Source organism: Emticicia agri, from assembly GCF_004168285.1.
GTDB lineage: Bacteria > Bacteroidota > Bacteroidia > Cytophagales > Spirosomataceae > Emticicia > Emticicia agri.
This window is the reverse complement of the sequence record NZ_SEWF01000006.1, coordinates 28,339-53,690: the sequence shown is the minus strand read 5'-3', so window position 1 is coordinate 53,690 and position 25,352 is coordinate 28,339. Positions and strand designations below refer to the sequence as shown.

Here is a 25,352-nt window from a genome sequence, read left to right as displayed (position 1 = left end):
ACACAATTTGTTCCAACCATTATCTGTAGTTCTGAATCTATTCATTATCTTGCATAGGTTTTTAGTTTATTCCTATTATTTATGAGAAAAAGAAAAGACATTCCACGTCTTGTGTGGTTTATCTTGCCTGCTGTTGTAGGTTTAATACATTATTTCCGTCCTTCCAATAACTACGCCATTTATAAGGGGGTATTCTATCATCTTGTTGCCCAAACCAATCTCTATAGCCTTTACCCAAACGAATATTTCGACAGTAACCATTACGGGCCATTTTTTGGTCTGATTGTAATGCCTTTCACTATTTTCCCGGATTATATAGGCTTGGTATTATGGACAACGTTTCATGCCTTTGTACTCTATAAAGCATTTAAAACACTACCGCTCAAAGATGCCAATCTCTGGATAGTGCTGATGATTTGTTTGGTTGATTTAAACACCTCTTCGCACAATACACAAGTGAATCCGAGCATTGGAGCATTAATTATTCTGTCGTGGTATTTTGTGAAAGAAGAAAAAGATTTCTGGGCACCTTTGTTTGTCATGATTGGAGCTTTTGTGAAACTTTATGGCATTGTGGGGCTGGTTTTCTGGCTTTTTTCAAAACATAAATTCAAATATATCTACTCGTCATTTTTCTGGGCAGCAGTGCTTTTTGTATTGCCTATGGTTATCAGTTCGCCGGCATTTGTGGTGCAATCTTATGCAGACTGGTACCATAGTCTGGTTGAGAAAAACCTTAGCAATCAGACCGGAAGTCATGGCATAGGTAGCTATCAGGATGTTTCAATCATGGGCTTATTCAGACGTGTAGGTGGTCTTGATTTATCTAATCTGGTTTTTATTGTTCCGGGTTTGATTCTACAATTATCCCCTTTGCTACGAATTAACTATTACCAGAATCTTATTTTTCAGTTACGCTATCTGGCTTCTATTCTGATATTTGTCGTTATCTTTTCTTCATCTTCCGAGTCGTCCACCTATATAGTGGCTGTTTCGGGGGTGGCTATCTGGTTTATTACACAAGATTACCCCATTAAGCGTTGGGTATGGGCAGTATTCGGTACTGTACTCGTACTTACCTCGCTCTCGGCGTCAGACCTTTTTCCTTCCCATATACGGCACCTGTTCATCATTTACTCTATCAAGGCATTTCCTTGTTGTATTTTATGGTTTGCGTGCATTTACCAATTACTAACCGACAAACATTCCCTAACCGAAAAAAAATGGATATTTCAAGATTAAAAATCTGTATTCTGTCTGCTGCTTATAACGAAAACGAAAATGTACTCGTTTTTTATAATGCTGTAAAAAATGTGATTGACAGACTACCTTACACCTTTGAATTCTGCTTTGTAAACGATGGTAGTACCGATGGTACACTACGGATTATCAGAAATCTGGCACAAGAAGACCAATCGGTAAAATACCTGTCTTTTTCAAGAAATTTCGGACAACAGGTTGCCCTGAAAGCAGGTATTGATTCGATTGATGCCGATGCCATTATTATGATGGACAGCGACCTGCAGCACCCACCTGCCATGATACCTGTACTGATTGAAACATGGCTACAGAAACGTGTAAATATTGTAAATACCCTGCGTGAAGAAGACCGAGATTTATCTTGGTTTAAAAAGCAATCGAGTCAGTGGTTTTACAAAATTATCAATCAACTCAGTAACCTGTCTCTGGAGCCCGGACAGGCAGATTTTCGGCTAATAGACAGGCAGGTAGCCCAAACCCTGAAAAACTCTAAAGAGCAAGATGTTTTTTTGCGTGGTATGATTCAGTGGATTGGGTTTAAGCAAATAAACCTGCCTTATCAACCACACAAACGTTTTTCAGGCGAAAGTAAATATACTTTGAAAAAGATGATTAAACTCGCCTTGGCGGGTATTACTTCTTTCAGTGTAAAGCCGCTTCATGGGGCTATTTATTTAGGGCTTATGATTGCCGTTGCTTCATTTCTCTATCTGCCTTATGTGCTTTACAGTTTTTTCAGCGGAGAGGCTGTTGACGGTTGGAGTTCGGTGATTATTACCATTGCCTTTTTTGGCGGATTAAACTTGTTTATTTTAGGAATTATTGGCTTGTATATAGGCAAAATACTTATTCAGAATAAGGAACGTCCGCTATACATTGTTCAGGAACATAATATTTATGAAAACAGCTATTCTCAGTTTTGATGTAGAAGAATTTGATATGCCCTTTGAGTATGGCGGCAAACCATCGATGGAGGAACAGATTGCTACCTCAGAAACTGGCTTGAAGCGTGTACTTCAGATTTTAGATAAATACGATGCCAACGCTACGTTTTATTGCACCAGCGTGTATGCACTGGCACAATCAGCGAGTATAAGGGCCATTAGCGAGACACACGAAGTTGCCTCCCATAATTATTACCATTCGAGCCACCAGACAGAAGATTTACGGAACTCTAAAAGGGTTTTAGAAGATATTACACAAAAAGAAGTAAAGGGATTCAGAATGCCACGCATGGCTCCTGTATCAGATGCCGATTTGCTGGCAGCAGGGTATCAATATAACGCCTCTTATAATCCGACCTATCTACCCGGCAGGTATGATTACCGACATATTCCGAGAACTGTTTTTCAGCAGAACGGGCTCATTCATGTACCTGCTTCGGTATCACCCAAATGGCGTCTGCCGTTGTTCTGGATAGCCTTTCATAATTATCCTTTGTCTTATTTTTTGTATTTATGCAAAAAAGTAGCCGAGGCAGACGGTTACCTGCATTTGTATTTTCACCCCTGGGAATTTACAGATTATACCGATTTGCCTAATGGAGCAAAGTATCCTTTTTATTTAAAAAGAAACAACGGACGCAGCATGCAAGAGAGGTTTAACCAGTTAATGGCATTTCTACAACGTGAAGGTTTTACATTCAGAACTACTTCCTGGTTGATAGAACAACCTTATTTGTTTCCTGAACAGACCTTAAAAAACGCATAGTAAAGATTAGATTTTAGCAAATAAACATTTATAATCAGAATACCCATTTTATCGCCGAAATTGTAATCCCGTAGGGATGGTATATTAATATATCGTCCCTACGGGACTTAAGGATTATTTTATCTTTTTTTCTACCGATATACCATCCCTACGGGATTCAAGTCGCTCCTTTAATTATGATAACCTTTATTTGTAAAGTCTAACAACTTTTACACATCGAGTTTAAATATCTCTTTCAGTTCTTTGGCTTCTTCCGGCTTCATTCTGCCTGCCAGTACCAGTCTTAACTGGCGGCGGCGTAAAGCCCCTGCATATAATTCTTTTTCTTCAGTAGTTTCCGGTTCAACAGGTGGTACTTCAATAGGGCGACCCACCTGGTCAACAGCAACAAAAGTCATAAAGGCTTTATTGGTATATACCTTTGTTCCGGCCGGAATATTCTCTGCCCATACATCAATTCCTACTTCGAGCGATGAATTGAATGCTCTGGTTACTTTGGCCTGTAAGGTAACTACCGAGCCTAACGGGATTGCTTCTTTGAACGAAACATTATCAACCGATGCGGTCACAACAATCCGATTACAGTGTTTCTGGGCGGCAATAGCTCCTGCTATGTCTAATAGTCTCATCAGGTTTCCTCCCATCAGATTTCCCAGGGTATTGGTATCATTCGGAAAAACCATTTCTGTCATTACTGTAAGCGACTCCTGTGCTTTTCTGGCTTTCTGCATAAAATATGTATTCTAATAGTTTGTTGGTAAAAATGCTTGGATAGATTATTCTTTACGATTGAGGCGAATAAATAATTCGTTTCCTGCCCTTGGTGGCACCGAATTAAAGCATCTCTCAAAAATAACAGGTCGAAAATATGGCTCAAACATGGTCAGGTATTCTTCTTTTGAACCACCAAATGGCGGCCCACCCTCGAACGGAAAATCAAAAATTACCCCTACTAACTTACCCTCGGGCTTTAGCAGGTTATACATCTGCTCGGCATATTTCGGCCTGAGTGCAGGATGGATAGCTGATAAAAAGGTTTGCTCAATAATCAGATCGTATTGACCTGTATGCTGGAAGAAATCCTGATGAATTACCCGACAGTTCCCATTTTCGATGTAAAATTGTAACTTTTCCTGCAAACGTTCTACTAAAACCACCGAAATATCAATCAGGGTAATATCTGCAAAGCCGTGCCGCAGCAGATATTCTGCCTCATAAGAGTTTCCACAACCCGGAATCAGTATAGCTACATTCTTATCTGTCAGTTGGTCGAAATACTCTTTTAGCGGTGTGGATACATAGCCAATATCCCAACCTGTTTGCTCCTCTTTGTACCGTTGACTCCAATAATCGTCATTCAACAAAGTATCCATCTGTTTTTTATTTTATTGATTATGAACCGCAAATATCTACCAAATGTTAGCAAAACCATTCAATTTTAATAGTTTTACCTGCTCATATAAATATAGCAATAAAAATGAAAGCCGTTGCCGATTACTTATGCCAGACTTTACAGGAAGTTTTGCCTTTACTACAAGTTATTTCTGAGGAAGATGCCAGTATTAAACCACAACCAAATAAGTGGTCGAAAAAAGAGATTTTAGGGCATCTGATAGATTCTGCTACTAACAACCAGCATAAATTTGTGAGAACAATGGCGCAACCGCATATAGACTTTGTAGGTTATGCGCAGGATTTCTGGGTAGCTGAGCAACGCTATAACCACAGAAATTGGAAAGAGATTATTAACTTCTGGTATGCCTATAACCTGCACATTGCCCATATTATTGAATCAGTTAATCCGGCATATCTGTCAAACACTATCAGCATTGAGGGCAGTGGGCCTTTTACCTTAGCTTTTATCATGGAAGATTATGTAGAGCACCTGAAACATCATTTGAAAGCCATTCTGCCTGATGCAAGTATTACAAGTAAATTTCAGAATATTTATAATGCCTGATACCACCGTGCCACGCATATCCTCGTCCGTAAAAGTGCGTGGCACGGTTAGGACGCTTGAATTACTATCCAAGAGCTTTGTCAATTTAAAAAGTAACCGACCAATCCCATATCAATTAACTTACAGGACAGGTTAGCTGGCAAATCACCAGTCTGCGTACTATTGCTTGTTAGTTTGCCATAATTTCACTCGTCTTGCTCGACTATATTATTTAGGATAGAAAGAAATACAGAGCGTGATTTTATTACATAGTATTGTGTCTCTACAAAATGACCATTTATTCCTTCTTGTCCAATGTAGGCATTATTCCTCAAGTCATGGCTCTTTGTTGATTTCCTCCCTCATTAACCCTCATTTTCCATAAAAATACGGGTGGTGCTGTTTTTTCGCTTCTTTGTTCATAATCATTCACATCAGATAGTCATGACTAAGAACAAGAAATACGTATTGATTACAGGCGGAACAAGCGGTATTGGTTATGAATTGGCTCGGCTTTTGGCAAAAGACGGTTATAATCTATTGATTGTTGCCCGTAGCCAGGAAGAGCTTGACAGAGTGTCTCATGAACTAACCTCAGCTTATAAAATTGGTGTAGTTACCTTTGCCAAAGATTTATTTAAGAAAAATGCACCTTTCGAGGTATATGATTTTGTAAAATCGCAGGGCTTACAGGTAGATATTTTAGTAAACGATGCCGGACAAGGGCAATACGGAGAGTTTATTAATACCGATATTGAACGTGAGATAGATATTATCCAGTTGAATATTACTAGTCTGGTAGCCCTTACCAAACTGTTTCTGATAGAAATGGTAGAGCGAAAAAGCGGTAAAATTCTGAACCTCGCTTCTGTAGCCAGTAAAGTACCCGGGCCTTTTCAGGCAGTGTATCATGGTACAAAAGCCTTTGTTCACTCATTTACAGAGGCGATTCGTGCCGAGGTAAAAGATAGCGGAGTTGTGATTACCTCGCTTCTACCGGGAGCTACGGCAACCGATTTTTTCAGAAAAGCAGATATGTTACATTCTAAAACTGTAAAAGACGGCAAATTAGCTGACCCGGCTGAAGTGGCTTTGGATGGATACAATGCGCTGATGAACGGAGATGATATGGTAGTATCGGGCTTTAATAACAAGCTACAGGTAGCCATGAGCAGCATTACACCTGACGAAATTGTGGCTGAGAGAGTTTATAAACAGCAAGCCCCTAAAGAAGGTGTGCAGAAGTAATGCCTAGTGTGTCACGCCTCTACTCGAACTTAAGCGGGCGTGGCACACTGGGCTTAGCCTGAAATGTTATAATTTGGGATATTTCATGACAGATAGATTTCAGAATAACCGTGCCACGGTCTTTTGCTGACGAGTAGAGCCGTGACACGGTGGTTAATCTTCTAAAACTCCCATTAAGCCCAATTCATAATCTTCTATCGCCTGTTTCAGTTCAGCAGGATAATTCATGACAAAAGGCCCGTAGGTAGAAAGGGGTTCCTGAATAGGTTCACCTGCTAACAATAACAGTTTACCTTTACTAACTGCCTCAAAGTCTATCCCCTCTCCCTCATGGTCAAAAGTAACCATATTCAATTTTTCTACTGTGGTTTCGTTGGTTTTTATCTCTCCGTCAAGCACATATACCAGGGCATTATAAGAGTCTGGTAACTCAAAGAAAGTTTTTGCACCTGCATCAAAATGTACCATCATCGCCAGTATCGGTGAAAATGTTGAGGCAGCACCTGTTTGACCTTTGTAATTCCCGGCTACTAACTGCAATTCCAATCCGTCCTCTTTGATTACAGGCATGGTTTCTTTGGTCAGGTGCTGATACTTAGGTTCTGTCATTTTATGTACCCGTGGCAGATTTACCCATAATTGTATCAGTTCAAAATTGCCTCCCTCTTGCATAAACTCTGCTGAGGGACCTTCTGAATGGATAATTCCTTTACCGGAGGTCATCCATTGTACATCTCCGGCATTTAGGAAACCCTCATTGCCTAATGAATCTTTATGATGTATTTTACCCTGAAATAAAAAGGTAACAGGCTCGAATCCTCTGTGAGGGTGAGGGCTCAAACGAGGTTTACTGGTATCAGGGTTATAGTAAGTAGGCCCTGCATGGTGTAACAAAATAAACGGACTCATCTGCCTGATATTGGTAGCAGGCAAAGGTTGTTTCACCCGCATGGGTCCCATCTGAACCTCATTAGCAAAACTTGTATGCTGAATATTACGAGCTTTCATTGTTGTAAATTGCGTGCTTCCTTTAGCACTACGCATGTGGTTGTAATACTTGTTCTTCTGTTTTAACCACTATTTTATTTACCAGCCATATATATTCGTTGGTAAATAGCTCAATGGCCTTTAAGAAGGTTGGGTCTGTTAAATTCCCTTCGGCATCGAACTTCTTATCGACTGTCGGCACAATCAGCATATGTGGCGATACAATACCAAACAAAGCAGCTACCAAAGTTATCATTTGCTGGCTTGCCCGCATACCACCCATCACTCCCGGCGAAGCCGTTACGATACCAAAAGGTTTATGTAACTGTTTCGGGAAATGGTCTAACAGATTTTTCATTGCTGGCGAGTAGCTACCATTATACTCAGGTGTTACCAGTACAAAGGCATCTGCCGAAAACATACGCTCACCTAATTCGTTCCATTGTGCCGGAACAACTTCTTTCGAAGTCCATACTTTTTGCACAAACGGTAATTCGTAGGTTCTTACATCAATAATACCCACTTCGGCATCAGTAATTTCGCTTAAATGTTTATGTAGATACCTGGCTACTCTTGCCGTAAGGCTTTCTTGTCTTGGGCTTCCTGAAATGATTTCAATTTTCATTTTTCTCTGGTTTAAGATTCTTATCAAAATGACATCGGTACATCTATCAACAAGATTTCCGAGTCTGTATTGGCTTTAATGGTTATTTCATTGGTTTCACTGATACCTAAAGCATCTCTACGACCTAATACCTGTCCGTTTATTTCGGCTTCTCCCTCAATCACAAAGACATATATGCCATTAGTAAGCAGTTTGACTGTATAGTTGAGTTCTTTGCCTTGTTCAAGGTTAGTTAAAGAAAACCAGGCATCCTGATTGATACCCATTCCTCCATCTTGACCGTCCAAGGGAGAAACAATAGTCTGCAACTGATTTTTTCTACCTTCAACCGGAAACGCTCTCTGGTCGTAACGTGGCTGAATATCTCTTAACTTCGGAAATACCCAGATTTGCAACAATCTAAGTGCTTTGTCGATATTCTTGTTTCTCTCTGAATGATAAATTCCTGTACCAGCAGACATGATTTGTACCTCTCCTTTACCAATAGCTCCTGTATTCCCCATACTGTCAGAATGTTCTAAATCCCCTGAAAGCGGAATTGTCACAATCTCCATGTTGTCGTGTGGGTGCATACCAAAGCCTCTGCCTCCTATAATCATATCATCGTTCAATACTCTTAATGCACCGAAATGCACTTTTTCAGGATTATGAAACCCTGCAAAACTGAAAGAATGCCAGGCATCTAACCAACCATGATTGGCATGCCCTCTTTCTGACGCTTTATAATAGATGGCTTTCATTTTAATACATTTACATTTAATGTATATACATATATACGAGTAAAATAGTTCATCTGTATTGAGTGATTGTTTTTAATCGTGAATAACGAATGCGGACGCCGCGCGGGTGAATTAGTGAATATTAGATAAACGATTTGCCATAATTTACCCAATAGTGCACTATGTTTCATAATTTTAGTGAGTTAATTGAATTATTCACTAATTCACCATTCGCAATTCACAATTCCCTTACCCCCTTATCGCTCTATTCAAAAACTGTACATAAGGATACATGGCTTCAAAGCCTGCTAATATTTCTTCTATAAAACCCTGACTTAATACTTTAGTAGCAGGAAAACTTTGTGAAACAGTAAAACTTTTCAGTTTAAGCAGTTCTATGGCAGGATTACTCTCATCATATCCTTTGGGTGGACGTGTAGTGGCGGCTTCTCTGTCAAGCCCATTCGGGAAATATTTTCTGAAAGGAGCGGCATCAATGATTGCCTTTATTTCTTCGTAGTTATAGTCAATTTCATCACGGATTTTCTTCAGGTCAGCATTTTCGGGCATCCACACACCTCCGGCAAAAAAACATTCTTTGGCATCAATATGAAAATAGTAGCCTGCGCCATGTACTTTTTTACCTCCTGCATTAAACCATGCGCCAAAATTTGTTTTATAGGGCGATTTATCTTTTGAAAACCGCACATCACGGTTGATACGAAAGATACAGTCTTTTACCTGTAAATTGCTCTCTTCAATAGCTTTATCAAACTTACCAATACCTTTAATAAGTTGTGCAACCACCTCTCCGAAATTCTGTTTGGCGGTTTCGTAAGTTCTGCGGTTGGCATCAAACCAGGGTTTGTTGTTATTGGCCTTTAAATCTTCTAAAAACTGTAAAGTCGGTGCATGAATCATAGCTTGAGTTTATTTACAGAATCATTTCGCCGACAATAAAAGTTCCCAACTACTTTACTTCATTTATCAACAACTTTTTATCCGCAAAATCGCTGATATTCTGTAAGGTTGTAATAGCAATCTGTGTCAATGCTTCTTCGGTGAGAAAGCCCTGATGCGAGGTAATCAGCACATTTGGGAAAGTCATCAATCGGGCTAAAGTATCATCTTGCAAGATCTCTTCTGATAAGTCATTAAAGAATATATTTTCTTCCTGCTCATATACATCAATCCCCAGATAACCCACTGTTTTATTTTTAAGTGCCTCTACTACTGCCTGTGTGTCTATCAACGCTCCACGACTGGTATTAATGAGCATTACCCCTTTTTTCATTTGTGCCAATGCCTGCGCATTAATCAGATGTCTGGTATCTGCTGTCAGGGGGCAATGCAACGATATTATATCAGATTGTACCAGTAGTTCTTCAAAACTCACATAACTGACACCTGCTTTGATTAATGTCTCATCCTGAAACTTATCATAAGCTAATATTTTGCAACCCAGCCCTGACATGATTCTGGCAAATACTCCGCCTATTTTGCCTGTTCCTACTACGCCAACAGTCTTATGATAAAGGTCGAAACCTGTCAGTTTTTCTAATGAAAAATTTCCCTCACGCACACGGTTATAGGCTTTATGTGTTTTGCGGTTCAAGGCCATAATCAGTGCCAGCGCATGTTCGGCTACTGCATATGGAGAATAAGCAGGCACACGCACTACTCTCATGTCGGCATTTTTGGCAGCAACCAAATCTACATTATTAAAACCCGCACACCGGAGCGCAATAAGTTGAACGCCCAATTTTTGTAGCGAATCAATTACCTGTGCATTCAGTTTATCATTGACAAACACACAAACTACATCGACACCCTCTGCTAAACGAACTGACTGCTCATTGAGAGCGACTTCATAAAAATTGAACTGATGTATTGTGTTATACCTTTCAAAGAAATCTTTGTCGTAAGGTTTTGTACTGAAAAATGCAATTTTCATGATGATTTCTGTGGGGTTTTGCCTAACTGATAGGCGAGTGTCAGATGATGAGAAAAACCAAGCATTGAATGATTGCTTGCGGCATAATCAAAAATAAATTGTTTAGCCTGAAAACCAATGCCAAAATGGGCATTACTTAATTTAGAGGTGATACCCGTACGAAGATAAAAATTTCTGACTATCTGGTATTCTAATCCTGCCTTAAATAAAACAGGTAAAAATATATCTTTTTCAGCTTCTCCTATCAGCAGCAATTGTTTGACAGGCTGATACGAAAATCCTAAACGAAGTACGGTAGGCACACGTTGAGAAACAAAAAGCCTTGCGGCTGTAAGGTTGTAGGCATTGAAACCTATATGAATGGTAGAATTTAGTTTAGCCATTACACCAAACTGGGTTAATAGCGTATGCTTTGCCGCATATCCCGCAATGGCGGCTTGCATATAAGCTACCTGTATGCCAAGCGAAACCCTGCCGGTACTTTTGGCCAAAGCCAGACCGATTTTCTGTTCATGATACAGTTTATCGCCGAACCTTTCTATCACAAGTCCTACATTGGCCAATTTATGGGTATAATTACCCCCTAAAGAAAAGGTATTAAGTCCAGCTATGGTGTATCGGTTATGATACGAAGTACTAACATAGTTATGGGCTAGAAAACCTAATCCGGCAGGATTATTAAAAACCGATTGTTTGTCGGCTACAGCTACCGTAGCATTGCCTATTCCCCAGCTTCTGGCACCAATAGGAAAGGGTTCGCCCGATGCCCGGCTATAGTGAGCAGAAAAAACAACAAGGTAATAAAAGACAAACAGACTTGCTTGCTGATAAAACAAAATCCCGTATTTCACTTCTTTCTCAGCCAAGGCAGCGTTTGAATTTTGAAGCAAAATACGGGGTTGTTAAGAAAAAGGCAAATGGTATGTGTTAATTAAATCTGCGCTTTACAATTTCTATAAATTCTTCGGCTTCTGCCCCTGTAATATCCCATAGGTAACGAGGAACATATTTTTTCAGAATCAGTTCTTTTGCCTCTCCAAAATCCTTGCACAACTCAATTTCATCAAGCGCATGTGAAAATGCCTGTATATTCCCTCCAAAAAGGTTATTGGTAAACAAGAATCGCTGATTTAATGAAATCGCACTATTGATACCCTCAATACGATTATTCTGATGGTGGTCTAAAATGGTTCTGTTGGCTTTAGTCTGGTCATTCAGGCTTTTTTGCTCACTGGCCAGTCTTTCGTTCAACCGCATTTCTTCTATCTCTTTTGATGGCGATTTTTCATAAACCGACTCATTCATTTTCGATGTTACCAGATTCAGTTTTTGCTCAAATATTGGTGCGGGTCTTTCAACTACTACCTCTTTTACAGGTTCAGGCTTAGGAGGCTCAACATATTTCGGAGGTTCTACATAAGCATTGTATTCTTGTACCTTAGGCTCAGGAATCACTACCGGAGGGGGAATTACCACCGGAGGCGGCGTATAGGGTTTTTCTTCTATCACAGGCTTGCTTAATTCTAAATCAAAGAAAGAAGCAGAAGATGGGTTATTGATGATTTCTGAAACGGGAACCGCCTTGGCAGGCACCAGTTCGTCCGGAATAGCTACTTTCTGCGCAAAAAGCGACAGATATTTATCAGAGCTTTCGGCAACAATAGGCATTTCGTCAATCCATGCCATTGCCTGGTTGGCAAAAACATACTCTTTACCGTTCAGTTTTTCAACCAGACCCGGTATCACCTGTTTATTAATCTGAATATATTTGGCAAGCGGAGCTGCATTCTCCTGTGTAAATCTGAAATTAGGCAGGTCACGCATCAGTTCTTTATAGAAAGTCTGCGGTTCAAGAATCAATACAAGTGTTTCTCCTACCGAATCTACTAACAGGGGCTCAAACTGTTCACGTTTCACAGAAATAAATTGCGAAACTGTATTCATAAAACTCTTTAGTGCTTGCTGTACTTCCGGCGCAGTAAAATCAAAATATGGGCTACGTAAACGCTGCGTATCTCCCTGCCACTTTTCAAATAAAGCCCTGATAGTCAACAGATTTACCTGCTGAACATTACATAAAGAAAGGATTTGTTTGCCAGATATAGTATTATTCTGGGCAAAAAACTCATCACACACACGGGCTGCATAAGCCTTACTGTACCGTTCGACGGCGGACAAATTCAATTTGTTCGACATTCTTAAATTTGTTTGTTTTGTAATTTAAATAGCTATTGGTTTATAAAAGAAGCTAATGTTAGCACGTCATGTGGATGTATGATTTCGGCTAACTGACAGTAAATTTACTACAACTTTTTTGCCAGTTTTACATAGAACGAAAAAATTAAGAAAATAATGTTTATTGAACCAAAAAGAGGCAGAGGGCAAGGACATAAAACAGGTTGGGTAGAGGTAATTTGCGGCTCAATGTTTTCGGGTAAGACTGAAGAACTGATTCGCAGGCTCAACCGTGCTAAAATTGCCCAGCAGAAAGTAGAGATATTCAAGCCTGCTATTGATGTACGGTATCATGAAGCCAATATTGTATCGCACAACCAGACGGCTATCCGCTCTACGCCTGTTAATACCTCAGAAGAAATTCTGCTGATGTGCAGCGACTGCGAAGTAGTAGGGCTTGATGAAGCACAATTTTTTGATGAGGGAATTGTAGAGGTAGTCAATAAATTGGCCGAACAAGGCAAAAGAGTGATAGTAGCAGGGTTGGATATGGATTCAAGGGGGATTCCTTTTGGGCCTATGCCGCAATTGATGGCTATTGCCGAATATGTTACCAAAGTACACGCCATTTGTGTGGTCTGTGGCGATATTGCACATTATTCTTATCGAAAAACCGCCGATGGCCCACAAGTATTCTTAGGAGAGTCTGATAACTACGAAGCCCGCTGCCGCCGCTGTTATCATTTGAATCCTTGATAGTATTTAAGAAAAGATTTTTGTAGTTTTGCGTTTCAAAACAGAATAGTACTTGTCTTCGTAGTTCAATGGATAGAATTTCAGATTCCGGTTCTGAAGATGGGGGTTCGAATCCCTTCGAGGACACAAAATTATAGTCAATTAATCTCTGTAGTTCAATGGATGGAATGCGGATGGCCGCCCCACGGGAAGCCGCCCTGTCAGATTCCGGTTGTGATGATGGGAGTTCGAATCCCTTGGGGATATAATTTCAAGAAGTAGTAAAGTAAAATAGATATATTAGTTCCCGTAGTTCAACGGATAGAATGCGAAGGTCGCCCCGTCAGATTCCGGTTGTGATGATGGGAGTTCGAATCCCTTCGGGAACACAAATAAAATATTGGCCTATTGATACTTAAACCAAACAGAAGGCACTAAAGTAAAAGTCTCTCCTACTCCCTCATCAACTTCCTAATTGCCACCAGGTGCGAAAACAATACTATCGGTACTATACAACAAGGCAGCCAGTTGAAAGGAAAATATAAGACTGCAATATTTGGCTGGTCGAATGCCAGTTGTTGAAATGGAAATGGTGCCGATAAGATAGCTGTGGATACAATGTTTATCAGAAGCATTAAACAGGCAAAATTCCACATAAGCAGAATGCCCATACCTATATACTCTTTTTTGAAAAGATAATAGACAACAGGTGCCGTAATACCCGAAATAATATCAAAATTCTGTCCTTCAAAGGTCATGATTTCCGGCACTGTTTTGTGCAGGAACAACCAGAATAAAACCAGTTCTACCGGAATTCTCACAACATGCAGCATTGTCAGCGTTTTTATCTCAAGGCTGTCTATAAAATAGCGTCCGCTTTTAGTGGCAAAAAGGCCAATGATTAACAAGAAAGGTGGACCAATAGCCAACAGAAACCTTGGTGGCATTGCCTTAGTGTGCGTATAAAAGCCACTGATGCTTATCAGGCTTTGCAAAATAAGCCAGCCAATAGCAATAGTCAGAATCCGGGTTTTGTGTTTCGGAGAAGCCTTTGCTAAAAAATATGCAGACAGAAAAGTGCTTAACCCCATCACTAAAGCAATATAAAAAGGCAGTTGTTCCATTGATTAACCTATTAAAATTTACACAAAGGAAAGACTCAGATATGAATTTATTCTTGCCATTTGGCAAGTTTTCAGGCTTTAGCCCTGTTTTTAGCATACTCTTTTCTGATGCGGCTCAACGAAGTATCTGTTACGCCAATATAAGAGGCTATCATTTTCAAGGGCACTTTCTGAAAAATCACCGGATTGGTTTCCATCAATTTTGCATACCTGGCTTCGGCTGTTTCTTGCAACATTGATAACATCCGTTGTTTCAATTGCGTATAGGAATTTACTAAAATCAACCTGCCAAACTCACGAAAATAAGGCATGGCATGAAATGCGTGTTGTAGTTCATCAAAAGTAATATACCATACCCTGCTATTGGTCAACGACTGAATATATTCCTGAGAAGGTGTTTGTTTGAAAAAGGAAGATAAATCGCAAACGATTTGGTTTGGTGAATAAAGCGCAGTTGTAACTTCATTCCCGGCATGGTCATAAGTATAGGCCCGCATAAAGCCCTCTTCCATAAAACAATAGAACTGGCATATCTTGCCCTCTTCTACTACGAAATCGTTTTTATGAAACGCTTTAGGTTTAAAATACTGCACTACTGATGCCAGTTGCTCCTGCGACATCGGGTAGGTTTTTAGTATAAACTCACAAATAGCGTTTTTTTCTTCAGGTATCATTGCCGGAAAGTTTATCAACTGCAAGTTACACAACATTCATAAAAGTTTGCCTGAGATGAAACAAGCAACCCGTTTTAATTTTTTTGCGTCTATCCCGACAAACACCCTTTTTAACACCAAAATGAACCAACTGCGATTTATATTGCCTACGGTAGTTTTTCTATGCTGGGTTGCAGCCTGCAAACCTAAAGAGGAAGAAGTTACCCCTGATGTTACCGCTACTAATCCCGACTGGACAGCCGAGTCTCACGGCAACGATGTATCGCCTAACTATGCTGTTGTCTTTCCGCAAGAGGCTGTTAATGCTTTAGAAATTACTATCCGCAAAACGCAATGGGATAGTATCAGAACTGATATGAAAGCTAAATTCGGTCGCGATTTTGGCGCAGGAGGTGGTAGCCCGGGAGGTGGCGGTATCGGCGGAGGAGGCAATGGTGGTGTTCCTACTTTCGGTACAGGAGAACCCAACTACTTTGCCGTTACGATGAAATTCAATGAAAAGACCTGGACAAACTTAGGTTTTCGTCTCAAAGGAAATTCGAGTTTATCTTCTATCTGGCGTTCGGGTATTTATAAACTTCCTTTTCGTTTAAAGATGGACGAATTTGAAGATCAGTTCCCTGCTATCAAAAATCAGCGCCTCTATGGTTTTCAGGAACTATCCATGTCGCCGGGCTATGGAGATAATTCTTTGATAAGAGAAAAAGTAGCTGCCGATATTTTCAGAGAAGCAGGTGTACCTGCTGCTAAAACAGCTTTCTACAAAGTATATATAGATTTTGGTGAGGGTAAAAAATACTGTGGAATTTATACGATGGTTGAAGTAATAGACGATACGATGGTAAAAGACCAGTTTACTGATGACCCGGAAGCGAAGGGCAATATTTACAAGCCCGAATCTACTTTTCAATCTTTTGTACAAAGCCAGTTTGAGAAAAAGAATAATAAAGAGGAAGCCAATTATGGCGATGTGCAGGCATTTATTACAGCACTCAATGCAACGAATCGTACCTCAGCTGCATCTATCTGGCGAGACAATCTTGAAAAGACCTTCAATGTTGACCATTACCTGAAATATCTGGCGGTTAATAACACGATGGTAAGTTGGGACGTGTATGGAGCTATGGCGCATAACTATTATTTGTACAATTCGCCAACAAAAAAGCTTATCTGGATTCCGTGGGATCATAATGAAGCCATGAAAACCAGTGGACGAAATGCCGTTTCGTTGGCGATGACAGAAGTTGCCAAAACATGGCCATTGCTTAGATATGTGGCCGAGGATGCGGTTTATTATGCCCAATACAAACAATATGTGGCAGCGTTTACTAACAATGTATTTACGGCAGCAAAGATGGGTACACTTTTTGACAAATATCATAACCTGATAGCACCTTATGTAAACGGAAGTGAGGTAGAGCAGAAGCCTTATTCAAATCTGACAAGCACGGCGGCCTTTACCAGTGAGTTAGCCACACTTAAAACGCATGTCAATACAAGGAATCAGGCCGTAGCCACATTTTTAAAATAACAAATAATTCCGTAGATTAACAGGCTGTTTAAAATTATTATACCCGATATGATTGACCTGCAAACATTTGAAAGTATCTCTCTGCCCGAAATTGAAGCTGTGAAGCTACTCAATAGGATAGATAGTAAGTATATCTTTCATACAAATGTATTGCCTGATATTCTCGAAGAAATCAAACCTTACTACCATATACTCGAAATCAATCAGAAACGTGCACATAGTTACGAATCTCTGTATTTTGATACCGACGATTACGCATTATACTATCAACACCACAATGGCAAGCCAAATAGGCTGAAAGTACGTTACCGCCGATATTCTGATACGGGTCTGGTGTTTTTTGAGGTAAAAAAGAAAATCAGCAATAGCCGTACGGTTAAATACAGAGAAGAGCGAATCAGCCTGAACAAAGAACTGCAAAATGCCGATTATCAACTCTTTAACAGCTTTTTGCAGAAACCCGAACGACTCCATGACCAACTCTGGATTTATTTCGACCGCATCACTTTGGTCAGAAAAGATTTTACCGAACGCCTGACTTTAGACCTGAATCTGGTATTTCAGAAAGGAGAATTAAAAAAAGCGAATCAGGGACTGATAGTAGCAGAAATCAAACAGGATAAAGGTTCAGTTTTCAGTCCTATTGTACAATGTTTCAAAAAAAGGCATATCGCTCAGGCAAGTTTCAGTAAATACTCCATAGGTATCGCCACCTTAGAAAATGTCAAACGCAATTCATTCAAACCTGTATTGCGGAAGTTGGATAAGATATTGAGTGAGTAGTAATTGTGAATAGCGAATGGTGAATTAGTGAATTAATTAAACCATTACCCTACTCATTCATATTTCAAGACTAAACTATTCGCTAATTCACCTTCACGGCGACCCTATTCACCAATTAATCATAAAACTCATCATTCACTAATTCGCAATTCACTAATTCACCATTCATTCATGGAAGAACTCGAAGGCTCGTCACACACCATTAATCAATTTTTAGGAGATAGTATAGCTATAGAATTTAGCGTCAGATTTTTGCTGAATATGGTTGTTATTCTGATACTGGTGCGTGGCATTTATTATAATCGCTACAAAAACAAAGACTTTGTTTTTACTTTCTTTTTATTCAATGTTGTCAATTTTCTGATTTGTTTTCTACTGAGTACCACCAAACTGAAAATGGGCTTTGCCTTTGGGCTTTTTGCTATATTTTCTATTATCCGCTACCGTACAGTTACAGTGCCTGTGCGTGAAATGGGCTACTTTTTTGTGTGCGTAGCTATTGGTATTATTAATGCGCTTACCCCTTTAAGCATGACCCATTATGAATTAATCATGGCCGATGTTTTATTAGTGGCACTTACGTTGGGTTTAGAACATGGGTTGAACATTAAACATGAGAATTTCAGAGAGGTTCGCTACGAGAAAGTAGAATTGGTAGTGCCCGAACGTCGGGAGGAAATGATAGCAGATTTAAGAAAAAGAATCGGCTTACCTATTCACAGGGTTGAGATACTGAATGTCGATTTTCTGCGAGATGTAGCCCGTATTCATGCTTTTTATTATTCAAATGAAAATGAGACCAAAAGCGCCGCTTATGGAGGAGGCGACAGCGATGATTAAGAGCATCTTATTTCTTTTTCATTCAATTAGGTATGAGATGAAATTTAGTTAATATGATTGGTGTTAGTACCCTAAGAGATGCTTTGGGCAGATTAGAACTCTTTTCCGAAGCAGTAAGTATAACAACCAATAGAAGCTAAAAAATGGCTGATGCTCCAAAATTAGAAGTATGGCTCCGTGGGCCACTCCCGAATATTCCTGCTTTGTTGCAACCAATTGCCCATGCACTACTACAAGCACAGGAAGAAGTGCATGCGATGCTGGCCGATTTCCCTGATAATCTTTTATGGGAACGCCCTGCCAATGTAGCGGCTCCGGCTTTTCATTTGCAACACCTCACAGGCGTTTTAGACAGGCTCTTTACGTATGCACGTGGAGAAACACTCACTACTGCACAATTGACTGCTTTGGCAGCAGAAGGAAAATATAATGAAAAAATTACAGCAAAAGAGTTATTATCAGCGCTCGACAGGCAGATTGAACAATCTATTGCGGCATTAGCTAATACCGACGAAAAAATACTAACGCAAGCACGGGAAGTGGGTCGGGCAAAACTCCCTTCAACAGTCATCGGACTATTAACCCACTCCGCCGAGCATACCACAAGGCATGTAGGGCAGCTATTAGTTACCGTGAAGATTTTAACCCAATAAAGAATCAAGAAGTTTAATCAACCGGATGTTTAAAAAGAAATTCAAGGTATCCCCAGGCAAATATAAACACCAGACTGCTGCTATTGATTAAAAATGAGCCATCAGATAATCCAATGGCTCTCATAAAAGTGTGTCAACTCAACTTTATAATATACTCTTAACCTTTCTCTTGAAAACAGCCTTTACTACAAAATAAATAATCAAGGCTGATAATACCCCTGTCAGGAAGTCTGTTACTGGTACCATTACTGCTGTGTACAACAGCATGGCAAACTCAAATTTACCCAAGTGTTTTACCTCTCTTATTTCAGAAGGTTTTATCATATTGCTGGCTACCCAGATAAGAATTCCACCAATACAAGCCATCGGAATCAACTCCAGGTATTGGGCTAAATAATAGGCCATTGTTAATTTCAGAATAGCTTTGAAATATCCTGCCAACGGCGTAGTAGCCCCTGCCTTGATACTGGTGGCAGTTCTGGCCAAAGCACCCGTACAAGGAAAACCCTGAACTAATGGTGTAATTATCTGTACCAGACCTTGCCCGAAAAACTCTTTATCAGGATTAAACGGTGTTCTTTTATTATTAGCTAACCTATCGGCCATTGATGAACAAAGAACGCTTTCAACACCTGATACAAATACGATAGCCCCCACAAAATAAAAGATGTCGATTATTACCTGAGCAGTCATATCCGGCATGCTTGGTGGAGTAAATACAAAGAAATTATTCGGGATTGAACCATAGATATCTTTCACTAAAATAATACCCTTATCAGATAAAACAGTAGCAGAAAGTAGCGTAGAAACACCTAAGGCAATAATTGGACCCGGAATAAAAATAGAAATACGCAGCAGTCCTTTGGCGAGAGCAAAAGTTAATAAACCCAGAAAAATAGACCATACATTGATTTTATCGAGGTTCTGGAAGGCACTTTGCAAGTTGTGTATGATACCCCCCCTTATTTCTTCATCTTGCCCCAATAAGTCACGGAATGATTCAATACCTAATACATCTTCTAAATTGGTAAGAGCAATAGCTACGGCAATACCTATCGTAAAACCCACAATAATAGAATTAGGAACTAATTTGGCAAATCGCCCGAAACCATAAGTACCCATAATAATGAGTATGATACCTGCAATAATTGAAACTAAAACTAAAAAACCGTGTGCAACCTCAAATGTACCTCCACTCGCAGGGCCGTATTTCGTAAACAGTGCCGCAATAACCGGAATAAAAGCCGCTGTGGGGCCATATACCTGATACTTTGATCCTCCAAAAGTACGTCCGACCATACAAGCCAAAGCCCCCGCAATAATTCCGTTTTCTGGTCTCATGCCCATAGCCATAGCAAAACCCATAGCCATAGGTATAGCGGTCATAGCAACAATGAGCCCTGCACTGAAATCTTTGTAAACAACTTTAGCCCAGTTGTCTTTGTTGATGTCTTCCCAGCGGGAATCAAAAAAAGTAAAAAACAATTTTATCCTTCCCAAAGGAGTGGTAGGAAATGAGGTCTTGCTCATGATTTTTTATTGATTAAATAGGTATTGTAGATGATCTTTCTCTGAAGCATTACCAAGATCCTGAGGCCAGTCTATCTCCTGAAAGTCACTAAAAGTCTGTCTGATAATAGTTACCAGATCAAATGCTTTTTTAGGCATTTTCAGGCGGTAGGTTTTCGGAATATAAATGGCATCAACCTGATGGTTTTCAACGAAGCGTCGTAAGCCCCTCCTGCTTCTGTTATGAAACAATTTGATTTCCAGGTCTGCTATCTGGTATTCAAATCTGTTTCTTAACACTTCCATTGCATTCTTAAACTCAGGAGTAATTTTACTGGCTATTTTGCTTTCTGGTCTGTAGAACAGCAGTTCTGTAATGGAGTCGTCCAAAAATTCAGCGTAGATAAGTATTACTTTGTGTGGTTCTCCGGTGCTACTCTCAAGAGCAAATTTCAGGGTATTCAGCGAAGCTACGCGGAAATCAATTGGAATTAATATAGTTTTTTGCATGCCTAATTAAATTGATTATTAGGTACAAATGTCTATAGCCCGTATTAGTCAGGTATAAGAACCAAATTAGAATACGATAAATGAGATTAGAATCAGATTAGAAAATTATTTAATCAATTTAGCTAAGGGAAAATTGATTTGTACACTTGTGCCACTATTGGCCTTAGAAGTAACTAAAAGTGTACCGTTATGCAGTTTAATAATATTGCGTGCCAAAGGCAGACCAATGCCGTATCCTTCAAATAAACGGGTATTTGAAGCCCTGAAGAAAGGGTCATAGATAAAAGGAAGCTCGCTTTCAGGAATACCAATTCCCTGATCTTTGATAAAAAGCAGTACCTGTTCCTGACTTGCGCCTATGTGTACTGATACAGGTTTGTTATGTGAATATTTACAGGCGTTGTTGAGTATATTGGCTAAGGCTAAGTGCAATAACTGCCTGTTGCCGTTAATCTTGAGTTTTTTGGGGTCTTCGGGTAGCAAACTTAAATCTACCAGAATTTTATTGTCAGGGTTCAATCGGTCTATTAATTCTTTTACTTCCCATATTAACTCATCCGTCCTGAGTATCTCAAAAACTATTTTCTTACCTTTATACCCGGTCTGTGCAAGAAAAAGTAAGGATTTAGTTATCTGATTAAGCCTTTCGGCCTGTGTCAGCACATTGTGTAGTACATTCTGATACTCTTCGGGTTTTCGTTCTTTAATCAAAGCCACGTCTGCTTCTCCCATAATGGCCGTTAGTGGCGTAGCCAATTCATGCGAAGCATTACTGATAAAGTTTTTCTGGGTTTCAAAAGCGGTTTCTATCCTATTCAGCAAATCGTTGAAAGTACTCGCCAGCTCGCTTATTTCATTGTTATTTTCCGGCTCTTTCAATCTCAGGTGAATACTCTCGGTACTAATCTGCTTTACTTTATCTATCATTTCTCTGATAGGGTCAAAGAAATGCTTTGAGAAATAAATAGACAGATATACCGTAACCACCACAATGAATAAAAAGCCCCAGAGCAATATATTCCGCAGAAAAGTTAAATGATGAGAAACAAACCGACTATTAGCCGAAACAATAGATAAATAAGTAGCATTATTGTGCCGAAGTTTGATTCCTCCATAAAACTTACTTCCTTCCTGATACCTCGCCCGACCGTCTTTTAGTAAGTCTTGTAATAATGATAAAGGTAAATGGTAAGTAGAAGCCTGTTGTTCTAATGATACTTCTGGGCTGATTTTTATGATATGTTCTTTTTCTGCTTCCAGTTTTTCAAGATGTTGCTCTCTTACTTTCTTAAAAGCTTCAGCATTAGCGCTGTCAATTTTCAGGTTATATTTTGCCCCTATGGTAGCACGGGTTTCCAGACGTTTATAGAAATCAACGTAAGAATATTCATTCAGAAAAAAGTAAATTCCAATGCCAAAGAGTAGCAATAGACCAATATTGAATACTACTAATGAAACGGCTATTTTTGTTTGAGTTTTCATGCTTCTTTCAACACATATCCCATGCCGATAACCGTATGGATTAGTTTCTGTTTATTCTCCCCGTCTAATTTTTTGCGCAAATAATTGATATATACGTCCACTACATTTGTACCTAAATCGAAATTAATATCCCAGGCACTTTCCAATAAATCTAATCTTGATAGTACTTTGCCTCTGTTTTTCATCAATGTTAAAAGCAAACGGTATTCGGTAGCCGTGAGCGAAATCACTGCTCCTCCTCTCTCTACTATTTTTGCATCATCATTAATTTTCAGGTCTGCCATTGTATATATATTCTGGGCAGACTCGCTCACAGATTCAGTTTTATTAGCCGACCTGCGTAGCAATGCTTTAATGCGGGCACTTAATTCAATAAATTTAAAGGGTTTTACCAGATAATCGTCTGCTCCTGTATTTAAACCTAAGGCAATGTTTTCAGAGGTTCCTAATGCAGTCAGAAACAAAACAGGTGTCTGAATAGCATGAGCCCGTAGCTCTTTGCATATTTCAAGGCCATTTTTATCAGGCAGCATAATATCTAAAATAATCAAATCAAATTCATTGCCCAATGCCATGCTTGAGCCTGTAGTACCATCAAGTGCTACTGAAACAGCATAATTCTCTTCAGACAACCCGCTTCTGATAAAACTGACTACACTGATTTCGTCTTCGACAAGAAGTATTTTTTTCATAAAGCCAAGTATAGGATAGGTAGAATAATATCATTCTAATTGTATAGATATTTACAAAGATAGCAATAATTGGTTGAGACTTTGCTAATACCCTGCTTGAAGCTGATTTGTAGAAACGTTTCAGGTCTATTTTTCAAAATTGATTATCATTCAATAAATAATTCTGATTTATTGGCACCCTATGATAGTATCTGTTGAGTGTTTTACTTAATTTTGATAAACATACTAAAGTAATTGATAATCTCTTTTCACCATTGAATTAACCATGAAAAAACACCTACATGCCATTTTATGGGTTATGATTGCCTTGGGCTTCTGTTTTCCGGGACAGGCACAGAGCGTAACCATTGACCCCAAAGATGCAACTCCCGGAAGTATTATTGAAGCTACTTCTACCAAAAAAGGAATGCTTATGCCCCGAATGACAGAATCTCAGCGTACTGCCATCAGTAGTCCTGTGGCAGGTATTCAGGTTTATTGTACCAATTGTGCGGGCGGTGCCGGGCCTTATACATACAATGGGTCTGTCTGGCTTCCTATGTTTAATACAGCCGGAATTACCTATTCGGTTGGCCAATCGGCACAAGGCGGAATTATATTTTATGTAGATGACAGTGGACAGCACGGCTTGGTGGTGGCATCGGGAGACTATGCAGGCGGAGCAGGTGTGAAATGGATAAGTGGCAGTAATATGAATACTAACGCCGTAAGAAATGGTGTATATGGTGGTCAGTATAATACCGAGCTTATTAATGAAGCGCAGGGAAATGGTATTTCTGCGGCTTTGGCTGCTGCGCAAACCTCAAGCGGAAATTATGGCGACTGGTATCTGCCTTCCAAAGCTGAATTGTATATCTTATATCAGGTAAGAAATAATGTAGAAATGGATGATGCTGCTGGTTATTACTGGAGCTCGACAGAAGTAGCTGCACCTTACGGACAGGTTTCAGAAACTGCCAATTATGTTAATTTCAGTACAGGTAGTCAGGGTACTTCTCCTAAAAATACAGCTTACAAAGTAAGAGCTATCAGAAGATTCTAATTTCTCATCTATTTAAAAGACATTTCTCATGAAAAAAATAAGTACTTTATTGATTACGCTGCTGGTTTCTGTTGTATTTCAGCAAACTACTTTCGCCCAAGCTACCCGTACATGGGTTTCAGGTGTGGGTGATGACGCTAATCCTTGTAGCCGAACTGCTCCCTGTAAAACTTTTGCAGGAGCTATTTCAAAAACTGCTGCTGGTGGTGAAATATCAGCTTTAGACCCGGCCGGATATGGAGCGATTTCGATTACAAAATCTATCACAATTAATGGTGAAGGTACTCTGGCAAGTATCTTATCTGTTGGTGTTAACGGTATAATTATTAATGGAGCTGGTATTCATGTAACCATCAAAGATGTCTTTATCAATGGGGCCGGGACAGGTACCAATGGAATCAGAATTCTTAATGCGGCACAGGTTCATATTGAAGATTGTTCTATCAGCGGAATTGTGGCAGCCAGTGGGGCAAGCGGGAATGGTATTGTAGTAGAAAATTCGGCCAGTAAGTCAATACTTACGGTTAAAAACACAACCATCACCGGGCCACATGCCATGAATGGCATAAGTGTAAAATGCACCGCTGCTGCTGCTACCGACAGTGCAGTCGCTTTCATTGATAATGTACATATTCAGGGAGTTGGAACAGCCATTATAGCTAAAGAAAAATCAAGGGTTAATGTGGTTAATTCTTACATTTCAAATAACACCATCGCAATTGCTCCTGAACAGTCTACTTCCATAACCCGACTTTCAAATAATATAATTATCAGCAACAACACCGGTATAGCCGCAGGAGTAGGATATAATGGAAAAGTAGTATCGTTTGGCAATAATCAGATTGTTGGAAACGCTGTCAGCGCACCACCTACAACAGTCAGTTCTTCTCAATAACTAATGTATCATATATAGATAAACCGGTCTCTTTATAGTTATATAGGGAGACCATTTTTATATGTAACAATGACCTTATCAATTTAACAGATACCTGCACAACAGCACCTTTACATCATTATATCACTCTTGTCATTATTCTTTTCAAATCATTCATTTTTCTATATAAAGCACAGAAAACAGGATATTTCAGCAGTCGTTCTGTTTTTATTCCACATAATAAAAAAAATGTTCGATTATCCGCACGCAGCAATTGCAGATTATT

27 protein-coding genes and 2 tRNA genes are annotated in these 25,352 nt (G+C 39.6%); 14 read left to right on the top strand and 15 right to left on the bottom strand.

Translation table 11 applies throughout. The features are described 5' to 3' along the window. Positions 1-81 precede the first annotated feature (81 nt). From EWM59_RS05510 to EWM59_RS05500, 3 genes are read left to right on the top strand one after another with little or no spacing between them, the layout of a single operon-like run. A complete protein-coding gene (locus EWM59_RS05510) occupies positions 82-1,242 on the top strand; it encodes a glycosyltransferase family 87 protein (RefSeq protein WP_130019944.1) in 1,161 nt (386 codons plus the stop codon). Beyond that, positions 1,224-2,183, top strand: a complete 960-nt coding sequence (locus EWM59_RS05505; protein WP_130019943.1) for a glycosyltransferase family 2 protein — start codon at positions 1,224-1,226, stop codon at positions 2,181-2,183. Before EWM59_RS05510 ends, EWM59_RS05505 begins: the two co-directional genes overlap by 19 nt. After that, on the top strand, positions 2,158-2,970 hold the full coding sequence (locus EWM59_RS05500) for a polysaccharide deacetylase family protein (protein WP_130019942.1): 813 nt from the start codon (positions 2,158-2,160) through the stop codon (positions 2,968-2,970). Before EWM59_RS05505 ends, EWM59_RS05500 begins: the two co-directional genes overlap by 26 nt. Positions 2,971-3,179: 209 nt before the next feature. Here the strand turns inward: EWM59_RS05500 and EWM59_RS05495 are convergent, their stop codons facing one another. Both EWM59_RS05495 and EWM59_RS05490 read right to left on the bottom strand, forming a co-directional pair. Then, on the bottom strand, positions 3,180-3,701 hold the full coding sequence (locus EWM59_RS05495; RefSeq protein WP_130019941.1) for an acyl-CoA thioesterase: 522 nt from the start codon (positions 3,699-3,701) through the stop codon (positions 3,180-3,182). A 45-nt stretch (positions 3,702-3,746) separates the two neighbouring features. Then, complete coding sequence (locus tag EWM59_RS05490; RefSeq protein WP_130019940.1) at positions 3,747-4,343, bottom strand: methyltransferase; 597 nt, start codon at positions 4,341-4,343, stop codon at positions 3,747-3,749. Between the two features lie 104 nt (positions 4,344-4,447). Between EWM59_RS05490 and EWM59_RS05485 the strand changes: the two genes are divergently transcribed. Both EWM59_RS05485 and EWM59_RS05480 read left to right on the top strand, forming a co-directional pair. Continuing rightward, positions 4,448-4,930, top strand: a complete 483-nt coding sequence (locus tag EWM59_RS05485; RefSeq protein WP_130019939.1) for a DinB family protein — start codon at positions 4,448-4,450, stop codon at positions 4,928-4,930. Positions 4,931-5,353: 423 nt separating this feature from the next. Continuing rightward, positions 5,354-6,157, top strand: coding sequence for an SDR family NAD(P)-dependent oxidoreductase (locus tag EWM59_RS05480; protein ID WP_130019938.1), 804 nt, complete (start codon positions 5,354-5,356; stop codon positions 6,155-6,157). A 153-nt stretch (positions 6,158-6,310) separates the two neighbouring features. Here the strand turns inward: EWM59_RS05480 and EWM59_RS05475 are convergent, their stop codons facing one another. The 7 genes from EWM59_RS05475 to EWM59_RS05445 form a co-directional block, all read right to left on the bottom strand. Beyond that, the gene (locus EWM59_RS05475) at positions 6,311-7,165 is read right to left on the bottom strand and encodes a pirin family protein (RefSeq protein WP_130019937.1); all 855 of its coding nucleotides are present in this window, start codon (positions 7,163-7,165) and stop codon (positions 6,311-6,313) included. Positions 7,166-7,193: 28 nt separating this feature from the next. Further along, positions 7,194-7,769: an NADPH-dependent FMN reductase gene (locus tag EWM59_RS05470; RefSeq protein WP_130019936.1), complete on the bottom strand. Its 576-nt coding sequence runs from the start codon at positions 7,767-7,769 to the stop codon at positions 7,194-7,196. Positions 7,770-7,792: 23 nt separating this feature from the next. Further along, entirely contained in the window at positions 7,793-8,509 is a 717-nt protein-coding gene (locus EWM59_RS05465) for a pirin family protein (RefSeq protein WP_130019935.1), read from the bottom strand. A 228-nt stretch (positions 8,510-8,737) separates the two neighbouring features. Further along, the gene (locus tag EWM59_RS05460; protein ID WP_130019934.1) at positions 8,738-9,409 is read right to left on the bottom strand and encodes a DUF2461 domain-containing protein; all 672 of its coding nucleotides are present in this window, start codon (positions 9,407-9,409) and stop codon (positions 8,738-8,740) included. Between the two features lie 49 nt (positions 9,410-9,458). Next, positions 9,459-10,442 carry a 2-hydroxyacid dehydrogenase gene (locus EWM59_RS05455; RefSeq protein WP_130019933.1) on the bottom strand — a complete coding sequence of 328 codons (984 nt, stop codon included), beginning with the start codon at positions 10,440-10,442 and terminating at the stop codon, positions 9,459-9,461. Continuing rightward, on the bottom strand, positions 10,439-11,332 hold the full coding sequence (locus EWM59_RS05450) for a PorV/PorQ family protein (RefSeq protein WP_130019932.1): 894 nt from the start codon (positions 11,330-11,332) through the stop codon (positions 10,439-10,441). Before EWM59_RS05450 ends, EWM59_RS05455 begins: the two co-directional genes overlap by 4 nt. A 37-nt stretch (positions 11,333-11,369) precedes the next feature. Further along, complete coding sequence (locus EWM59_RS05445) at positions 11,370-12,638, bottom strand: DUF8457 domain-containing protein (protein ID WP_130019931.1); 1,269 nt, start codon at positions 12,636-12,638, stop codon at positions 11,370-11,372. A 156-nt stretch (positions 12,639-12,794) separates the two neighbouring features. Here EWM59_RS05445 and EWM59_RS05440 point away from each other — a divergent pair, with 156 nt between their 5' ends. From EWM59_RS05440 to EWM59_RS27575, 3 genes are all read left to right on the top strand, one after another. Beyond that, a complete protein-coding gene (locus EWM59_RS05440; protein ID WP_130019930.1) occupies positions 12,795-13,373 on the top strand; it encodes a thymidine kinase in 579 nt (192 codons plus the stop codon). 54 nt (positions 13,374-13,427) lie between these two features. Then, positions 13,428-13,499 (top strand) — tRNA-Arg (locus EWM59_RS05435). Positions 13,500-13,655: 156 nt separating this feature from the next. Continuing rightward, positions 13,656-13,741: transfer RNA gene (locus tag EWM59_RS27575), tRNA-OTHER, on the top strand. A 63-nt stretch (positions 13,742-13,804) separates the two neighbouring features. Here EWM59_RS27575 and EWM59_RS05430 read toward each other — a convergent pair. Further along, entirely contained in the window at positions 13,805-14,476 is a 672-nt protein-coding gene (locus tag EWM59_RS05430; protein WP_130019929.1) for a DUF8737 domain-containing protein, read from the bottom strand. A gap of 71 nt (positions 14,477-14,547) precedes the next feature. Next, entirely contained in the window at positions 14,548-15,150 is a 603-nt protein-coding gene (locus EWM59_RS05425; RefSeq protein WP_130019928.1) for a Crp/Fnr family transcriptional regulator, read from the bottom strand. Between the two features lie 121 nt (positions 15,151-15,271). Between EWM59_RS05425 and EWM59_RS05420 the strand changes: the two genes are divergently transcribed. The 4 genes from EWM59_RS05420 to EWM59_RS05405 all read left to right on the top strand — a co-directional run bounded on the left by EWM59_RS05420 (position 15,272) and on the right by EWM59_RS05405 (position 18,957). After that, the gene (locus EWM59_RS05420; RefSeq protein ID WP_130019927.1) at positions 15,272-16,681 is read left to right on the top strand and encodes a CotH kinase family protein; all 1,410 of its coding nucleotides are present in this window, start codon (positions 15,272-15,274) and stop codon (positions 16,679-16,681) included. A gap of 48 nt (positions 16,682-16,729) precedes the next feature. Further along, a complete protein-coding gene (locus EWM59_RS05415; protein ID WP_130019926.1) occupies positions 16,730-17,464 on the top strand; it encodes a polyphosphate polymerase domain-containing protein in 735 nt (244 codons plus the stop codon). Between the two features lie 171 nt (positions 17,465-17,635). Next, complete coding sequence (locus tag EWM59_RS05410; protein ID WP_130019925.1) at positions 17,636-18,304, top strand: DUF4956 domain-containing protein; 669 nt, start codon at positions 17,636-17,638, stop codon at positions 18,302-18,304. Between the two features lie 143 nt (positions 18,305-18,447). After that, entirely contained in the window at positions 18,448-18,957 is a 510-nt protein-coding gene (locus EWM59_RS05405) for a DinB family protein (RefSeq protein ID WP_130019924.1), read from the top strand. 144 nt (positions 18,958-19,101) lie between these two features. Here EWM59_RS05405 and EWM59_RS05400 read toward each other — a convergent pair whose 3' ends face one another. The 4 genes from EWM59_RS05400 to EWM59_RS05385 all read right to left on the bottom strand — a co-directional run bounded on the left by EWM59_RS05400 (position 19,102) and on the right by EWM59_RS05385 (position 23,150). Further along, complete coding sequence (locus EWM59_RS05400; protein ID WP_130019923.1) at positions 19,102-20,487, bottom strand: SulP family inorganic anion transporter; 1,386 nt, start codon at positions 20,485-20,487, stop codon at positions 19,102-19,104. A gap of 6 nt (positions 20,488-20,493) precedes the next feature. Next, positions 20,494-20,976, bottom strand: a complete 483-nt coding sequence (locus EWM59_RS05395) for a universal stress protein (RefSeq protein ID WP_130019922.1) — start codon at positions 20,974-20,976, stop codon at positions 20,494-20,496. A 105-nt stretch (positions 20,977-21,081) separates the two neighbouring features. Beyond that, the gene (locus tag EWM59_RS05390; protein WP_130019921.1) at positions 21,082-22,458 is read right to left on the bottom strand and encodes a sensor histidine kinase; all 1,377 of its coding nucleotides are present in this window, start codon (positions 22,456-22,458) and stop codon (positions 21,082-21,084) included. Then, on the bottom strand, positions 22,455-23,150 hold the full coding sequence (locus EWM59_RS05385; RefSeq protein WP_130019920.1) for a response regulator transcription factor: 696 nt from the start codon (positions 23,148-23,150) through the stop codon (positions 22,455-22,457). Before EWM59_RS05385 ends, EWM59_RS05390 begins: the two co-directional genes overlap by 4 nt. Before the next feature lie 265 nt (positions 23,151-23,415). Between EWM59_RS05385 and EWM59_RS05380 the strand changes: the two genes are divergently transcribed. Together EWM59_RS05380 and EWM59_RS05375 are read left to right on the top strand one after the other, a co-directional pair. Beyond that, positions 23,416-24,192: a phage tail-like protein gene (locus EWM59_RS05380; RefSeq protein ID WP_130019919.1), complete on the top strand. Its 777-nt coding sequence runs from the start codon at positions 23,416-23,418 to the stop codon at positions 24,190-24,192. 28 nt (positions 24,193-24,220) lie between these two features. Continuing rightward, on the top strand, positions 24,221-25,087 hold the full coding sequence (locus tag EWM59_RS05375) for a right-handed parallel beta-helix repeat-containing protein (protein WP_130019918.1): 867 nt from the start codon (positions 24,221-24,223) through the stop codon (positions 25,085-25,087). Positions 25,088-25,352: the final 265 nt, after the last annotated feature.

Excerpts from the sequence above, each read along its gene's own strand:
- EWM59_RS05495 (WP_130019941.1), bottom strand. The coding sequence starts at position 3,701 with ATGCAGAAAGCCAGAAAAGCACAGGAGTCGCTTACAGTAATGACAGAA.
- EWM59_RS05405 (WP_130019924.1), top strand. The coding sequence starts at position 18,448 with ATGGCTGATGCTCCAAAATTAGAAGTATGGCTCCGTGGGCCACTCCCG.
- EWM59_RS05425 (WP_130019928.1), bottom strand. The coding sequence starts at position 15,150 with ATGATACCTGAAGAAAAAAACGCTATTTGTGAGTTTATACTAAAAACC.
- EWM59_RS05445 (WP_130019931.1), bottom strand. The coding sequence starts at position 12,638 with ATGTCGAACAAATTGAATTTGTCCGCCGTCGAACGGTACAGTAAGGCT.
- EWM59_RS05460 (WP_130019934.1), bottom strand. The coding sequence starts at position 9,409 with ATGATTCATGCACCGACTTTACAGTTTTTAGAAGATTTAAAGGCCAAT.
- EWM59_RS05440 (WP_130019930.1), top strand. The coding sequence starts at position 12,795 with ATGTTTATTGAACCAAAAAGAGGCAGAGGGCAAGGACATAAAACAGGT.
- EWM59_RS05410 (WP_130019925.1), top strand. The coding sequence starts at position 17,636 with ATGGAAGAACTCGAAGGCTCGTCACACACCATTAATCAATTTTTAGGA.
- EWM59_RS05415 (WP_130019926.1), top strand. The coding sequence starts at position 16,730 with ATGATTGACCTGCAAACATTTGAAAGTATCTCTCTGCCCGAAATTGAA.
- EWM59_RS05375 (WP_130019918.1), top strand. The coding sequence starts at position 24,221 with ATGAAAAAAATAAGTACTTTATTGATTACGCTGCTGGTTTCTGTTGTA.
- EWM59_RS05400 (WP_130019923.1), bottom strand. The coding sequence starts at position 20,487 with ATGAGCAAGACCTCATTTCCTACCACTCCTTTGGGAAGGATAAAATTG.
- EWM59_RS05500 (WP_130019942.1), top strand. The coding sequence starts at position 2,158 with ATGAAAACAGCTATTCTCAGTTTTGATGTAGAAGAATTTGATATGCCC.
- EWM59_RS05395 (WP_130019922.1), bottom strand. The coding sequence starts at position 20,976 with ATGCAAAAAACTATATTAATTCCAATTGATTTCCGCGTAGCTTCGCTG.
- EWM59_RS05485 (WP_130019939.1), top strand. The coding sequence starts at position 4,448 with ATGAAAGCCGTTGCCGATTACTTATGCCAGACTTTACAGGAAGTTTTG.
- EWM59_RS05475 (WP_130019937.1), bottom strand. The coding sequence starts at position 7,165 with ATGAAAGCTCGTAATATTCAGCATACAAGTTTTGCTAATGAGGTTCAG.
- EWM59_RS05420 (WP_130019927.1), top strand. The coding sequence starts at position 15,272 with ATGAACCAACTGCGATTTATATTGCCTACGGTAGTTTTTCTATGCTGG.
- EWM59_RS05455 (WP_130019933.1), bottom strand. The coding sequence starts at position 10,442 with ATGAAAATTGCATTTTTCAGTACAAAACCTTACGACAAAGATTTCTTT.
- EWM59_RS05390 (WP_130019921.1), bottom strand. The coding sequence starts at position 22,458 with ATGAAAACTCAAACAAAAATAGCCGTTTCATTAGTAGTATTCAATATT.
- EWM59_RS05380 (WP_130019919.1), top strand. The coding sequence starts at position 23,416 with ATGAAAAAACACCTACATGCCATTTTATGGGTTATGATTGCCTTGGGC.
- EWM59_RS05430 (WP_130019929.1), bottom strand. The coding sequence starts at position 14,476 with ATGGAACAACTGCCTTTTTATATTGCTTTAGTGATGGGGTTAAGCACT.
- EWM59_RS05385 (WP_130019920.1), bottom strand. The coding sequence starts at position 23,150 with ATGAAAAAAATACTTCTTGTCGAAGACGAAATCAGTGTAGTCAGTTTT.
- EWM59_RS05510 (WP_130019944.1), top strand. The coding sequence starts at position 82 with ATGAGAAAAAGAAAAGACATTCCACGTCTTGTGTGGTTTATCTTGCCT.
- EWM59_RS05505 (WP_130019943.1), top strand. The coding sequence starts at position 1,224 with ATGGATATTTCAAGATTAAAAATCTGTATTCTGTCTGCTGCTTATAAC.
- EWM59_RS05465 (WP_130019935.1), bottom strand. The coding sequence starts at position 8,509 with ATGAAAGCCATCTATTATAAAGCGTCAGAAAGAGGGCATGCCAATCAT.
- EWM59_RS05470 (WP_130019936.1), bottom strand. The coding sequence starts at position 7,769 with ATGAAAATTGAAATCATTTCAGGAAGCCCAAGACAAGAAAGCCTTACG.
- EWM59_RS05490 (WP_130019940.1), bottom strand. The coding sequence starts at position 4,343 with ATGGATACTTTGTTGAATGACGATTATTGGAGTCAACGGTACAAAGAG.
- EWM59_RS05480 (WP_130019938.1), top strand. The coding sequence starts at position 5,354 with ATGACTAAGAACAAGAAATACGTATTGATTACAGGCGGAACAAGCGGT.